This is a genomic window from Gordonia otitidis, from assembly GCF_020735545.1.
Lineage (GTDB): Bacteria > Actinomycetota > Actinomycetes > Mycobacteriales > Mycobacteriaceae > Gordonia > Gordonia otitidis.
Map to the genome: position 1 here is coordinate 1,472,176 of NZ_CP085974.1, position 14,264 is coordinate 1,486,439.

Below are 14,264 nucleotides of genomic sequence, written 5' to 3' on the forward strand. Positions count from 1 at the left end.
TCGGCGATCACGGCGATTCCGGGCTTGACCCTGACACGATGACAGGGTTTTGACTGGATTCCGGAGGTGATCGCGATGACTCACACACTGATCGACGCATTGTCGGCGCCGGATTCGTCGACTCGGCTACGGGCCGCGCTCGCAGCGGGGACCGCACCCGCCACAACCGACACCACGGTGGTCGACGAGCTGGTCAGACGCAGCAGTGTCGAGCCCGACTTCTTCGTCCGCGACATGCTGACCTGGGCGATCACGAGGCAGGCGGCGGCACTCACCGTGCCACGCGTCGTCGCGGAGCTCGATTCCCCAGCGCCGCAAGCACGCAGTCAGGCGTTGCACACACTGTCCAAACTCGGCGATCGCGCCGTGTACCAGCGCGTCGCCGCGCTACTGCACGATCGGGACGACGAGGTCGCGCGGACCGCGTGGCGCACCGCCGTGACGTTGGTGTCCGAAGAGGGCGCGCCCGACCTCGCCGCGGAACTGGTCACCGAGCTGGGCCGTGGGGATCACGAGGTCCGGCGCAGCCTCAGCCGCGCCCTCGCCGAACTGGGAACCGCTGCGGAGGATGCGCTCGCAGTCGCGGCGTCGAGCAACTCCGAAGCCGTCCGCGTACATGCCCTAGCGACCAGACGGTTGCTGGCCGACCCTGACGCCGACTTCTCCGCCGCGGTCGAGCAGGCACGCAGGGCTGCGACACTTCAAGGCGCACCGATCGAGCACCCCGATGCTCATCGGTGAGGTGTCGCGGCGTTCGGGCGTGAGCGTCCGGATGCTGCGGCACTACGACCGACTGGGCCTGGTGAGCCCGACGACGCGCACGTCGGGCGGCTATCGCGACTACTCCCCCGACGACATCGCACGACTGTTCCGAGTCATCGGATTGCGCGCGCTCGGTGTGCCGCTGGCCAGCATGGCAGCGCTGTTGGACACACCGGAATCCACGGAGCCCACCGCGATGGTCGACGACCTCATCGATCAGACCCGCCGACGACTCTCGCGCGACACCGAGTTGCTCACCCTGCTGACCCGAATCGCCGACTCCGCACCCGCAGACTGGCTGGACGTGCTGCAAACGGTCCGGATCCTGCAGGACCTCGACTCCGGGTCGGCCACGCGCCGTCAACGCGCAGCACTGGCCGCGAGCGATGGTCGCCTCTCGGCGGAGGCGCTCGCGAAAGCCGTTCTGGCAGAGACGGATACCAATGTCGCGGGCGCTCTCCTCTGGGCCCTGGCCGACGCCGCCGACCCAGCAGCCGAGACGGCACTCGCCGCAGGCCTCGACTCACCGCAGCCCGAGGTGCGGCGCCGCTCGGTCGAGGCAATCGCGAAACTGCACACCGACTCCGCCGTCGAGGTGTTGCGGAGCGCGCTCACCGACGCCGACGTTGCGGTCCGCAACACCGCGGCTCTGGCTCTCGGAGCCCGAGGACACCTCGAGGTACTCGAACCACTCGTGACGATGATCGTCGAAGGCGCACACGACGTCGACGCCGCCGACATCCTCAGCGAGCTCGCGCAGACCGCGTCGGTGTCCGACTCGATCGCGACCCGACTCGGCCGACTCCTCGAGAACGGGAACCTCGAGTCATCGGCGCGCAGCAGGGTGGCCCAGGCGCTCGTGGAACTGCCAGGTCCGGTCGCAGCGAGCATTCTCGTCGCCCACGTCGACGACGTCGAGCCCGCCGTCGCCGCCCTTGCCACGCTGCGACAACGGCGTTCCGAGGCGGACGCCGGCACCCCGTGACCCCGGAGACTCATCCAACACACGCCACGTCGACGCGGCGGCGGGCACAACCGTTGCGAGCCGCGCATGGCAACATATGGCAGGAGAACCCAAAGACGGAGGATGCTGTGAGTGGAAACGAGTCCGGCCGGTCCGACTACCGCAACGCCGGGGGGAAGACACCGTCGATCCCGCTGAGTGATGCCGACCGCGACTCGTCTGGTGAAGCCAGCGTCGGCAGTCTGGTCAAGAACGCCACCGCGAGCGTGTCGACGCTCTTCCGGTCCGAGGTCGCTCTGGCCAAGGCCGAGTTGGTCGACGACGCGAAGAAGGCCGGCACCGGCACGGGGCTGCTGATCGTCGCGGGCGTGATGGCGCTCTACGCAAGTTTCTTCTTTTTCTTCTTCCTCGCAGAACTTCTCGACGAGTGGGTTCCGCGCTGGGCGGCATTCCTGATCGTGTTCGGCATCCTCGTTCTGATCACGCTCATCGCGGCGTTCGTCGGCTACGTGGTGTTCAAGAAGGTCCGCGGGCCGAAGAAGACCATCAACAGCGTCAAAGAAGTGCAGACGGTCCTGCCGGGTCGTCACGAGGCCGGTGCCGCACAGGACGGCAGCCATCCGGCGATACCCCCCGCGCGCGAGGCCTGACATTTGGCCGCGGCCCCCGACCCGTCCAGCGTCCGGTTCTCCGGGCCCTGGCGTCACCTCGACGTCCGCGCCAACGGCGTGCGGTTCCACGCGGTCGAGGTCGACGAGGGCGCCGCGCAGTCGGATCCCGACCGCCCGCTCGCGTTGCTGCTCCACGGTTTCGGAGAGTTCTGGTGGAGCTGGCGACACCAGCTCGTCGACCTCACCGAAGCCGGGTACCGCGCGGTCGCGGTGGATCTGCGCGGCTTCGGCGACAGCGACAAACCCCCGCGGGGATATGACGGCTGGACCCTCGCGGGCGATACGAACGGTCTGATCCGCGCACTGGGCCACACCCGCGCGACGCTCGTCGGCCACGCCGACGGCGGGCTGGGGTGCTGGGCAACAGCCACCCTGCACCCTCGAGCGGTGCGCGCAATCGCCGTCGTGTCCTCACCGCATCCTCGAGTGCTACGACGAGACGTCCTGCGTGACCCCGACCAACGGTCGTCGTTCCTCGGTAACTTCCTGAGCAATCAGGTGCCCCGCCTGGCGGAGCGTCGCCTGACGCGACGCAACGGCGCATTCGTCGCCGAGTACTTCGCCGAGCGCTCCGGACCGCTGTGGCGCGACACCGCCGACTACGCCGACACCGTGGACAAGAACAGATCGGCAATCCAGATACCGGGCGCCGCGCACTGCAGTCTCGAGTACCAGCGCTGGGTGTTCCGTTCGCAGTTCCGTCCGGATGGCGTCAGATTCATGGACCTCATGGAGAAGCGGTTGTCCATCCCCGTGCTCGCGATACGCGGCGTCGACGATCCGTACATCACCGACGAGTCGGTTGCTGCGAGCGCAGAGTGGGCGTCGGACTTCGACTACCGTCCCATCCCGGTCAGTGGCCACTTCGCCCACCAGGAACGTCCGGTGGAGGTGAGCAAATTGCTCGCCGATCTGCTGGCTGCACCAGGCGACAACTGACGCCGCCCCTGGCCTGTCACGAGTGCACGCACTCCCCGGTGCTCACACGAGCGGTGCGCTGCTCCGACGCGTCGAGGTCGGACTTCACCTGCTTGGCGGTGAGGACGAAGCCTGTGTCATCCGCGGTGTCCTCCGCGGCGCCGAACACGACGCCGAGCACGTCGCCGTCCGAGTTGATCATCGGCCCACCGGAATTACCCTGCCGGATGGAGCCACGCACCGTGTACACCTCACGCAGCACCTGGCTTGTCCGGTAGATGTCGGGTCCCGAGAGGTTGATGGTTTCGCGCACGCGCACCGCGGTGGCGTTGAACGGCCCGGCTTCGGGATAGCCGAGCACGATGGCGTCCGTGCCCGGTTTCGCTGACGAATCGTCGAACTGCAGGGCACTCGCGCGAAGTCCGGGGACGTCGAGTACCGCGATGTCGTTGCGGCTGTCGAACAGGACCACTCTGGCGGTGAGCGAGTCGCCCGCCTGGGTCTCGACCTTCAGTCGACGCGTACCGGCGACCACGTGGGCATTGGTCATCACCCGTTCGGGCGAGACGACGAAACCGCTGCCCTCCAACGCCTGCTGACAGCTCGGGGCGACACCCTCGATCTTCACGACACTCGGCTGCGCCTGCGACACCGCGGGCGAATTCACGAGCGTCACATCGGGAGGATCGACGCTGGCGACCGGGGTTTGCACGAACGGACCGATCACCTCGGGAAGCCCCGAGTCGTCGAGCATCGGGCCGAGTTCTCGCGTCGGGAAGTCGCGCAGCCACGTCGGTGCAATCGAGTCGACGCCGCCCAGGATGGTGGATCCACGCACGGCACTGGCGATCTCGGGTGACGACGACCGACCCAGCGGGATCGCCAGCAGCCACGCCGCGACCAACACCGCGATCACCTGCAGCATCAGCCCGATCACGCTGTCGACGTGTCGCAGTGCCGTCGACCTGATGCCGCCGCGCGCTGCTCGTCCGAGCACCATTCCCGACGTCTCGCCGACGATGACCAGCACCACGAGCAGTGCGACTCCGACGACCAGCCGCATCCCGTGATCGTCGATGCGGGAAAGCACATGTGGCGCAATCAGAATGCCGGCGATCGCGCCGAGGATCACGCCGACGACGGCCAGCCCCGAAGCCACCGCACCTTGACGCCAGCCGCTCAGCGCAGCCAACAACGCGATCGCGATGACGATGACGTCGACCCACGTCGACCCGCTCACCGTGAGGTGTCCTCGGAGGTCTTCGCACCCCGACCGTCGTCACCGGCACGCGACTCGTCACGCACCGTGGGGAAGCCGCTGAGTTGCTGCGACCCCGCTCGCTCGATCATCTCCTCCAGCGGCCGGATGTCGTTGTGGTCCCACCCGACATCCCACCCCGACGCGTCGCTGACCGCCGCGATGAGTCCACCGGTGAAACCCCACACCAGCAACCCGTCGACGAAGAACGCGGGACCGCGGTAGGCACGGGCCCCGAGCACCGAGCGCTGTACCTGGAAGCGGTTCTCCGGTGCCAACATCTCCCGCAGGTTCACGCGAGCCACACGCGACGTCTCCGCACGGTCGACGACGCCGACCGGTCCGGGCTCTCGCCAGTGCGCGACGACGGGTATCACCTCGAAGTTCGACACCGGCACGGGAAAGCTCGGCAAATTGGCCAGCACGTCGACGCCCCGCGGGTCGAGTCCGGTCTCCTCCGTCGCCTCCCGCAACGCGGTGCCGACGGGGTAGTCGTCGCCCGGATCGAACGAGCCGCCGGGGAAAGCCACCTGCCCGCTGTGCTGACGCAGCGTCGGCGCACGCTCGGTGAGCAATACCTCGGCGTCTGCCGGCAGTCCACCGGGGTAATCGGGGTCGGCATCCCACGAGCCGGAGAACAGGATCAGCACCGACGCCGCACGGCGGTCACGACGCAGCATCGACGCCCACCGTGTGCGATCGCCGCCGCGGCCGAGGACGCTGTCGGTCACGGCCGTCACGTTGCCGGTGAGCTGCCGTAGCCACGGCGGAACCTGCTCGGTGTCGACGAGTTGCCCCACATGAGGTTCCCGCGCGGGATGATCGGTATGGGTCACGTGGCAACACCGGTGGCGTCGCGCACGGCATCGGCGACCTCGTCGGCGCTGCCGAACTCTTTCGGGAGGGTCGTGGCGATGGTGCCGTCCGGCCGGATCAGGATGGTCGACGGAAAGACCCTCGGCGCCCGCAACGCGGCGGCGACCTTGCCGTCGACGTCGAGGACCGTCGGGAGATGGACGCCGATCTCGCGCAGGAACGTCAGGACCGCGTACGGATTGCCCGCCCCCTGTTCGGCATGCACGGTGAGCACCGTAACCCGATCGCCTGCGCGTTGCGCGTACTCAGCGAGAACCGGGAGTTCACGGCGGCACGGCAGACACCACACCGCCCACATGTTGACCAACACGGGTTTGCCCGCGGTTCCGGCGCCGAGATCGTAGGCGCTCCCGTCCGACAGACATGGAGCAACGACTCCTGCGAGCGCCGCGTTGTTCGACGCGGGCAGCCCGGTGTTCGGGCATGGCTGCACAGCTGCCTCAGCGCGCGCCCTGGCCAGTGCGGCGTCGTCGACCTTGGCATCCGGCACCGCGGCGACGCCGGGGTCGGCAGTCGGCGAGGCAGTGCCGTCAGAACCTGAATCGCGTGGCCAGATGGCGACGATCAGCGCGATCATCACCACGAAGAACACGAGGGTCCAGCGCAGTGGCGTGGGAAAACGGCTTCGACGGCGCTCGCTCGACGGCTCGTCGTCCGGCGGTGTCGGTGTGTCCGGACCGGACGTGGTCGCTGAAGAACTCACTAGGCGGATATCCCTGCGAGTTGGAGGATGTGGTCGGTCTCCGGTCCCTTGACGAGCTTGGCCGCCTCGGCTTTGTCGAGCGGGCCGAGTCCGACCGACGGACAGTCCTTGGCCAACACGCACACCCCGCACGCGGGCTTGCGCGCATGGCACACGCGCCTGCCGTGGAAGATGACGCGGTGCGACAGGTTGGTCCACTCCTTGCGCTCGAACAGCTCGCCGACCGCGTGCTCGATCTTCACCGGATCGGTCTCGGTGGTCCATCCCCACCGTTGGACGAGTCGCGAGAAGTGCGTGTCGACCGTGATGCCCGGGATGTCGAAGGCGTTGCCCAGCACCACGTTGGCGGTCTTGCGGCCGAAGCCCGGCAGACTGACGAGTTCTTTCAGGGTGTGCGGAACCTCGCCGTCGAAGCGTTCGACCAGCGCCTGGCCGAGGCCGATGATCGAGTTGGCCTTGTTGCGGTAGAAGCCGGTCGTCCTGATCATCTCTTCGAGCTCGGTACGGTCGGCGCCCGCATAGTCGGCAGCAGTGCGGTACTTGGCGAACAGGGCGGGGGTCACCATGTTGACGCGCACGTCGGTGCACTGCGCCGACAGGATGGTCGCCACGGACAGTTCGAGTGGGTTGGTGAAGTCGAGCTCGCAGTAGACGTGTGGGAATTCGACCTTCAGTTCACGGTTCATCCGGCGAGCACGACGCACCAGGCCCAGATGGGTTTCGTTCCTGAACTTCGACGCAGGACTCTTCGACGACCTTCTCGTCGACGCCGGGGGGGTCGACACCGCGTCCGCTGCCCCGGCCTCCCGCGGAGCCGCAGCTCCGGCAGCCGATTTACGTGCACTCACACGTTTCAGGTTAGCGATCGACTGCGACCGGGTGGTTCGCGACGGCTTGATAACAAGTCAGTGAAGGCGACGATTCCAGTTAGGAGCCTCCTCGGCGATCGGTGTTTACTGATCGGTATGCAAGGACTCGCCGCACTGCTCTTCCCTGCTGTGTTGATGCTCTTCGCACTCGCGATGGAGAAGGTGCAACACCACACGGACCGACTCAGCGTCTCCCGTGACAACGTCGAGGAGTTCCTGCAGTCCGCTGAGTCCCAGCACGTCGACACGCTGGCCAGGGACGGTTTTCCCGCAGCTCTCGACGAGTTGCGGGAGCGCCGCGCGAGCTGATCGCACGCCCGGCTCGTCCGCACCGGACGACTCTCCCGAGCCTTCTCTGATCGAACTCTCCTCGACGACACAACCGCCGCAATCGCGGTCGGCGCGGTTCACGCGAATGCATCGAAACGTCGATTCCCCACACGCAACACGGACCGCAAAGTGGCGCCAGTGACCCATTCAACACATATGCTTCAAGCGAGAGTAGCGTTGCGGAGTGCGTGTGCCGTTTCACGCGGACGATGAGAAAGGTTCCTTAGGTGGAGGAAGTACTGGCGCGGGCGGGAATTTTCCAGGGTGTGGAGCCCTCCGCTGTCGCGGCGCTGACCAAGCAACTACAGCCCGTTGATTTTCCACGCGGGCACGTCATCTTCCATGAGGGAGAGCCCGGCGACCGCTTGTACATCATTCTTTCGGGCAAGGTGAAGGTCGGGCGACGCTCACCCGATGGACGCGAAAACCTGCTGACCATCATGGGACCGTCGGACATGTTCGGCGAACTGTCCATCTTCGACCCGGGGCCCCGCACCTCGTCGGCCACCACGGTCACCGAGGTTCGCGCCGTCTCGATGGATCGCGACGCACTGCGCGCATGGATCAAGGATCGTCCCGAGATCGCCGAGCAGTTGCTGCGCGTGCTGGCCCGACGCCTGCGCCGCACCAACAACAACCTTGCCGACCTGATCTTCACCGACGTCCCCGGGCGCGTCGCCAAGCAGCTGCTGCAGCTCGCACAGCGCTTCGGCACCCAGGAGGGCGGCGCACTGCGCGTCACCCACGACCTGACCCAGGAAGAGATCGCCCAACTCGTCGGCGCATCCCGCGAAACCGTGAACAAGGCCCTCGCCGACTTCGCGCAGCGCGGCTGGCTGCGACTCGAGGGCAAGAGCGTCCTCATCGCCGATTCGGAGCGCCTCGCCCGACGGGCACGGTAGCTTCCCGAGCAGCTTGACAGGTCCCGTACGCAACGCAGCGTGCGGGACCTTTTTTGCGCTACTCAGTGTACCTACGTCACATATAACGTACGTTTATTGCGACGTACGTCATCCGTGACGTAGGCTTCGCCCATGCGCCCCCTCTTCCCGAACCCCGGCGGTGTGGTCGATCCCGACGACCTCGTCGGTCGTGACGCGGAACTACTCAAGATCAACGAGGCGATCTCCAGAAGCGGCGGCGCGTACGTCACCGGCGAGCGTCGGATGGGCAAGACTTCGATCCTCAGAAAGCTCCATTCAGAACTGGAACAGGCAGGACGGGTCGTCATCCGGCTCAGCGCAGAGACCGATCGGATCGACACCTTCACCGAACGACTACTGCAAGAACTCCGCACCCACCGCCTTATCTCACGCGGCATTGCGAAGTGGGAGAAGGAGCTCGGCGGCGAGTTCGCACTCAAGTTTCTCGGCAGTGGGCTCAAACTGTCAGGCAAGGCGAAGAGGGGGCACGACCAGCCAGTCGAGCTCGACCTCATGCAGCTACTCTCCGCCACCTCAGGCCCCAGAGGAGCGGTGTTGATCATCGACGAGATCACTGTGCTGTGCAACGCCCTTGGCCCCGAAAGTGCAACCGCCTTTCTCGGCGACCTTCGCGCCCACAGGCAGAGTGAACGACCGCTTGCCGTCGTCATCTCCGGCTCCATCGGGCTACACCACGCGCTTCCAGACACCCGCGTGATCAACGACCTCTGGCAAGTGAACGTCGGCGCACTCAGCAGTGAAGAGGCGTCCGAACTCGTCAACCGACTGATACTCGGGGTCGGCGTCGAGTGGACACACGCACTGGAGGCCGAGATCCTCCAGGCCACGAGCGGCATCCCCTACTACGTCCAAGCTGTCGTACAACAGCTTGCCGACGACCCTGATCGCACCGTGAATGACATCGTCGACTATTGCATCAATGAAAATCTCTGGAACACCGAGCATTACGACTCACGACTTGATGACTACTTCAGTCGCGACGACGCCCGGCTGGCCCGAGCTGTGCTCGATGAATTGGCAATGAACGACGCACTGGATGTCGACTCTCTGACTGCGCCGCTGAGTGCGGTCCTCGGAGCTGCCCCCGATCGCGATGATCTCTTGCGAATGCTCCGCCTGCTCGAGAAAGACCACTACCTGACGCGCGAATCGATGACTGATCGCATGTCCTCCCAATTACTACAACGCATTTGGCGGACGCACCGGAGGTTGAGATGACTCGATCGCACCCGCGGCCCTTCACGCCGGCACAAGAAGACCCGGCCGTCCTCGACCAACGGACCGTCGGTCGAGGTCGCCTCCTGGACACGTTGACGCAACGCCTCATAACAGCTGCGACCACGCGATCGCGCCCCCACACACTTCTCGTCGGGCCACGCGGTTCGGGAAAATCCCACCTGCTCCGAGTGGCATTGCACCGCATGGCACAGGATTCGGAGACCGCCGCGCGATTACTTGTGGCCGAGATACCCGAGGATGCCATGGGCATCACACGATACGACGACCTGTTGTACGAAATCGGTGTGACCATCGGCCTACAGCTGGCGCGAAGGAGCAACACCACCGACCTCGAAGGACAGATACTCGACGCGACCGCCGATCGCACGCTCGTGTTGGTGATCGAGAACCTCGACCGGGTGTTCGCGTCGATTTCGACTGCTGGTCAACGCAATCTACGTTCTTGGGTCGAAACATCGGGCCAGATACTGCTTTTCGCGGCAACGCCGTCCCTCTTCGTGGGAGTGCATGACCGCACGGAGCCGTGGTTTGGTGGGCTCATCACCACTCCACTCGACGGTCTCTCCACAGAGGACGGGCGCAAGCTGCTCACACGCCTTGCAGAGGATAGGGGCGACACCGCACTCGCAACATTCCTCGATTCAGACGTGGGTGCAGCTCGCGTCAACGCCGTCGGAACACTCACCGGCGGTTCTCCGCGCATCTGGATGGTCCTATCGGAATGTCTCACTGTCGACTCCCTTGACCAACTGATCCCTGCGGTCGAGGACCTGGTCGAAGGGCTCGTGCCTTACTACCAGCAGTTGCTCTGGGATCTTGCGCCGAACCAGCAGGCGATCGTGCGCCAACTTGCGGAAGGGGCGGCTGCCGCGCAGAGCACGAAAGAAATCGCCGACGCAACAGGACTCACCCAACAGACAGTCAGCAAGGCACTGGAATTGCTCCGGAGCGGTCGATGGGTGTCAGCAGAGAAGGTGCCTGGTGGCGACAAACGCAAGACCTGGTACTCCCTTCGAGAGCCGATGCTGAGGCACCATTTCCAGTGGCGTAGCGGTCGCGGCGAACCTCTGGCGCTCGTCGTCGAGCTACTGCGCGAGTGGTATCAACCCGGAGCACTCCGAACGCAGCTGGCGGGCGCTGCACCCAATTCGCCCGCCGAGCGATACCTGGTGCAATCGCTCAAGTCTCAAGTACCGACGTTCGACTTCGGCTACAGCACCCTTAGCCTCGTGGATCTTCTCGCCGAAGCTCGGCGGTGGATCGATGGCGAGGACGATGTCTACACCGCCGACTGCGGGCGTTACGTCGAACTCTGCGTCCTGATGTATCGCGGCGACGACGTGTTGCCCGCCGAGCACATGGGTTCTCGGCCACCACTGGCGGCCACTGACAGTGCCGTAGCGCACTGCCTCGACTCCACCAACAGAGAGTCGCTGGTCGGCCTCTTGGCTGCCGCATCCGAGTCGACCACAGGGCCGACCAAAGCCGGGCTGCTGCTGGTTGCGGGAGGCTGGTTACAGAATATCGACCCTAGCGCAGCCGTTGAGTTGCTGCACTCCGCATTGGCGGAGACCGGGGGACACGCGCCACTTGACTTCGCAATCCGTCTCGAAATTGCCGGATGCAGCGGACGCGCATCAGCTCGACAAGCGCTTGACGAATTGACGCAGATGCTGGACGAGGTCTTGGAAGTGCTGGGAGAAGATCACCTCATCACCCTCACCACCCGCGGCTTGATCGCCTACTACACCGGCGAAACCGGCCACCCCGACACCGCACTCACCCTCTACCAACAACTCCTCGACGACCACACCCGCATCCTCGGCCCCGACCACCCCGACACCCTCACCACCCGCAGCCAGATCGCCTACTACACCGGCGAAACCGGCCACCCCGACACCGCACTCACCCTCTACCAACAACTCCTCGACGACCGCACCCGCATCCTCGGCCCCGACCACCGCAACACCCTCACCATCCGCGGCTTGATCGCCTACTACACCGGCGAAACCGGCCACCCCGACACCGCACTCACCCTCTACCAACAATTCCTCGACGACCACACCCGCATCCTCGGCCCCGACCACCCCGATACCCTCACCACCCGACAGTCAGTCATCGCGATTCTGGTCGACTCCGATGAGCCCGAGCACGCGCTGGACATTGCACTGCGGGAGCCCCCGATCATGCCGGCGCACCTGCTTATCGCGCTGATGCGCCTGCCGTCGGCGCCGACAGGATTCGACGTTCTTTGGCACGCCGCGCATGGCGACGAGGAAGCATATGTGAGGCTTCCGGATGAGCTGAAAGATGTCGCAGCAAAGCTCAAAACCATCGTCGCCGAAGCCCCGTCGGTCACGCCTCCCGCAGGTACTCCAACTGCGCCTTGACCGACATCCTCGCGGCAGGCCAGAGCTTCTTGTCGACGTCGGCGTAGACCTTGCGCACCACCTTCATCGGCTTCGCCTTCTTCGCCGAGACACCCATGTCGTCGAGCGCGGCGACGATCTGGTCGAGCCGGTCCTCACGGTGCTTCTTGTAGTAGCGCGCCACCGGACCCAGGTCGGGATGATCGGGCCCGTGCGCGGGCAGCAGAGTCGCACCCTCGCCCTCGACGATCAAGCGGTTCAACGAGTTCAGGTAGTCGCGCAGCGTCCCGTCGCTGGGATCGAGCACGGTGGTACCACTTCCGAGGATCGTGTCGCCGGTGAGAACTGCGCGCTGCCCCCGCCAGTCGACGAGGAAGCTCACCGAGTCACCCGTGTGGCCGGGCGTGTGCAACACCGTGATCGTCAACCCCGCGACATCGATCACCTCGCGGTCGGCCAACGGCGCAGCACCCCGCGAATGCTCGGCCAGCCGCGCCCGCGTCGGAACGCCTGTGTGCTTGTGCAGCGACTTGATCGCGCCGGTGTGGTCACCGTGGCGGTGGGTGATCAGCGTGAGCGCGATACCCGGTTGCTCGGCGATCCGCTTGACGTGCTTCTTGTGCTTGCGCGGCCCGGGGTCGACGACCACGCACTGGTCGCTGCCCGGTGCGCGGAGCACCCACGTGTTGGTGCCGTCGAGCTCCATCATCCCGGGGTTCTCGCACAGCAACACCGACGCGAACGGCGTCACCTCACGCAGCACCCCGTAGGCCGGATGCGTCGCGGCATCGGATGTGGTGTCGGCAAGGTCATCCCGATCGCCTGAACTCATCATGGACACAGGGTAATGCGGCTCACATCAACCACATCGCACCGCCCGTGGCAATGTGCTCCTACTGCACCGAGCCGTTCGGGCTCTGTTCGACGACGGGGCCCGCCTGAAGCTGCTCCTGAAGGCTCCGCAGCAGTCCGGCGCCCTGAGTGATCACCCCGGTCATGATCTCGTTGACACCCTCCGCGCCGTTGAACACGGTGAGGTTGGCAGAACCGAGTCCCTTGGCGACCTCGGCGACGAGCTCGGGCAACTGGTCGATCAACTGCTGGTCGAGAGCGATGCGGTTGTTCTTCGCCGCGGCCTCCGAGGAGATCTCGACAGCCTTGGCCTCGGCTTCTGCGAGGATCTGAGTACGTCGGGCCTCGGCCTCGGCGGGCTTGACGACCTCCGAGATCAGTTGCTGCTCACGGAGATCGGCCTGCGCCTGCGCCAACACCGACTGCTCGCGGATGATCTCCTGGTTCACGCGCGCCTCGGCCAGCGGGCCCGCCTGCGCGGCCTCGGCGTTGGCTTTGTCGGTCTCGGACTTGATCTCCGCGCGCTTGATCGACGTCTCGCGCTCGTAGTCGGCCTGGTTTCGCAACGATTCCTGCTGCGCCTTGGCCGCCTCCTGATCGGCGCGGGCCCGCTCGACCGCAGCCTCACGCTGCACCTTGGCGATGTTCGGCGCCGCGAGAGCATTGATGTACCCGGAGTCCATGTCGTCGATCGACTGGATCTGGAACGAGTCGACGACCAACCCGATGGATCCCATCTCCCGCTTCGACGCCTCGAGGACCTGGCGGGCGAGCGTGTCCCGCTCACGGATGATCTGCTCGACGGTCATCGACCCGACGATCGAACGCAGATGACCGGAGAAGACCTGCCCGGTGAGCTGATTCATCTCGGCTTCCTGCTCGGAGATGAAGCGTTGGCCCGCGTTGACGATCGACGCGACGTCGCCGCCGACCTTGTGTGCGATCACCGCACGCACGTTCAACTGGATGCCCTGCGTCGTCACGCAGACCTCGCGAATAGACGCTTCGTGCAACGCCATCGACAGATAACGCACCTTGCGGAAGAACGGCATCACCCATTTGCCGTGTCCGACGACCACCACGAACGGAGCGCCTTCGTCACCGGACTTCTTGCCCGAGATCAACATCGCTTCGTCTGGTTCGGGTACGTGATAGCCGAGCATCGAACACTCCTCCTGCGTTGGGACGGGTACAGCATGACGTAGTCGAAGTCGTTGCGTCGGTCTCGTCGTTCCTTCGTCCGACTCGGCGCGGGTCAGGTTCTGTCGGGTGGTGCGATCCACCGTTCGACGTCGACAACGCGCCCGGGCAGCACACCGATGACGAGTATGTCCTCGCCTTCGTCGATCGGTTCGCGCGCCTGCGCGAGATACCGCTCGGTTCCGCCGGCGATACGCAGCTCGACCTCGCCGAGCGAGTCACCGCCGCCGATGCCCAGTGTCACCACACCGATCGCGCCGACCACCGCATTCACCCCCGACTTCGATTCGGTGCACCGACCCTATCGGA

15 protein-coding genes are annotated in these 14,264 nt (G+C 65.6%); 8 read left to right on the forward strand and 7 right to left on the reverse strand.

The features are described 5' to 3' along the window. Positions 1-75 precede the first annotated feature (75 nt). The 4 genes from LK459_RS06680 (at position 76) to LK459_RS06695 (ending at position 3,336) form a co-directional block, all read left to right on the forward strand. Positions 76-741 (forward strand): HEAT repeat domain-containing protein, encoded by a 666-nt coding sequence (locus tag LK459_RS06680; RefSeq protein ID WP_007237553.1) that lies wholly within the window; start codon positions 76-78, stop codon positions 739-741. Next, positions 728-1,747: a HEAT repeat domain-containing protein gene (locus LK459_RS06685; RefSeq protein ID WP_007237552.1), complete on the forward strand. Its 1,020-nt coding sequence runs from the start codon at positions 728-730 to the stop codon at positions 1,745-1,747. Before LK459_RS06680 ends, LK459_RS06685 begins: the two co-directional genes overlap by 14 nt. Positions 1,748-1,854: 107 nt before the next feature. Beyond that, positions 1,855-2,376, forward strand: coding sequence for a phage holin family protein (locus tag LK459_RS06690; protein ID WP_007237551.1), 522 nt, complete (start codon positions 1,855-1,857; stop codon positions 2,374-2,376). A 3-nt stretch (positions 2,377-2,379) separates the two neighbouring features. After that, positions 2,380-3,336, forward strand: a complete 957-nt coding sequence (locus LK459_RS06695) for an alpha/beta fold hydrolase (protein ID WP_007237550.1) — start codon at positions 2,380-2,382, stop codon at positions 3,334-3,336. A gap of 16 nt (positions 3,337-3,352) precedes the next feature. Here the strand turns inward: LK459_RS06695 and LK459_RS06700 are convergent, their stop codons facing one another. Genes LK459_RS06700 through nth form a run of 4 tightly spaced genes read right to left on the reverse strand, consistent with a single transcriptional unit; the run spans position 3,353 to position 6,838 of the window. Then, positions 3,353-4,555 carry a MarP family serine protease gene (locus LK459_RS06700; RefSeq protein WP_007237549.1) on the reverse strand — a complete coding sequence of 401 codons (1,203 nt, stop codon included), beginning with the start codon at positions 4,553-4,555 and terminating at the stop codon, positions 3,353-3,355. After that, positions 4,552-5,409: an NUDIX hydrolase gene (locus LK459_RS06705; RefSeq protein WP_227922333.1), complete on the reverse strand. Its 858-nt coding sequence runs from the start codon at positions 5,407-5,409 to the stop codon at positions 4,552-4,554. Before LK459_RS06705 ends, LK459_RS06700 begins: the two co-directional genes overlap by 4 nt. Further along, a complete protein-coding gene (locus LK459_RS06710; RefSeq protein ID WP_227922335.1) occupies positions 5,406-6,152 on the reverse strand; it encodes a TlpA family protein disulfide reductase in 747 nt (248 codons plus the stop codon). Before LK459_RS06710 ends, LK459_RS06705 begins: the two co-directional genes overlap by 4 nt. Next, complete coding sequence (nth, locus tag LK459_RS06715; RefSeq protein ID WP_007240066.1) at positions 6,152-6,838, reverse strand: endonuclease III; 687 nt, start codon at positions 6,836-6,838, stop codon at positions 6,152-6,154. The genes LK459_RS06710 and nth overlap by 1 nt, the downstream gene beginning before the upstream one ends. Before the next feature lie 279 nt (positions 6,839-7,117). On the opposite strand from nth, the gene LK459_RS06720 reads away from it, so the two are divergent. The 4 genes from LK459_RS06720 to LK459_RS06735 all read left to right on the forward strand — a co-directional run bounded on the left by LK459_RS06720 (position 7,118) and on the right by LK459_RS06735 (position 11,924). Then, on the forward strand, positions 7,118-7,330 hold the full coding sequence (locus LK459_RS06720) for a hypothetical protein (RefSeq protein ID WP_005171585.1): 213 nt from the start codon (positions 7,118-7,120) through the stop codon (positions 7,328-7,330). Between the two features lie 248 nt (positions 7,331-7,578). Beyond that, positions 7,579-8,253: a Crp/Fnr family transcriptional regulator gene (locus LK459_RS06725; protein WP_005171581.1), complete on the forward strand. Its 675-nt coding sequence runs from the start codon at positions 7,579-7,581 to the stop codon at positions 8,251-8,253. Between the two features lie 132 nt (positions 8,254-8,385). Further along, the gene (locus LK459_RS06730; protein WP_007240065.1) at positions 8,386-9,513 is read left to right on the forward strand and encodes an AAA family ATPase; all 1,128 of its coding nucleotides are present in this window, start codon (positions 8,386-8,388) and stop codon (positions 9,511-9,513) included. After that, a complete protein-coding gene (locus tag LK459_RS06735) occupies positions 9,510-11,924 on the forward strand; it encodes a tetratricopeptide repeat protein (RefSeq protein WP_227922336.1) in 2,415 nt (804 codons plus the stop codon). The genes LK459_RS06730 and LK459_RS06735 overlap by 4 nt, the downstream gene beginning before the upstream one ends. Here LK459_RS06735 and LK459_RS06740 read toward each other — a convergent pair. The 3 genes from LK459_RS06740 to LK459_RS06750 all read right to left on the reverse strand — a co-directional run bounded on the left by LK459_RS06740 (position 11,890) and on the right by LK459_RS06750 (position 14,229). Beyond that, positions 11,890-12,738, reverse strand: coding sequence for an MBL fold metallo-hydrolase (locus LK459_RS06740; protein ID WP_227922337.1), 849 nt, complete (start codon positions 12,736-12,738; stop codon positions 11,890-11,892). The two genes, LK459_RS06735 and LK459_RS06740, sit on opposite strands and share 35 nt — an antisense overlap. 58 nt (positions 12,739-12,796) lie before the next feature. Continuing rightward, positions 12,797-13,918: a flotillin family protein gene (locus tag LK459_RS06745; RefSeq protein WP_007238555.1), complete on the reverse strand. Its 1,122-nt coding sequence runs from the start codon at positions 13,916-13,918 to the stop codon at positions 12,797-12,799. A 92-nt stretch (positions 13,919-14,010) separates the two neighbouring features. Continuing rightward, on the reverse strand, positions 14,011-14,229 hold the full coding sequence (locus LK459_RS06750; RefSeq protein ID WP_007238556.1) for a hypothetical protein: 219 nt from the start codon (positions 14,227-14,229) through the stop codon (positions 14,011-14,013). Between the last annotated feature and the right edge of the window lie 35 nt (positions 14,230-14,264).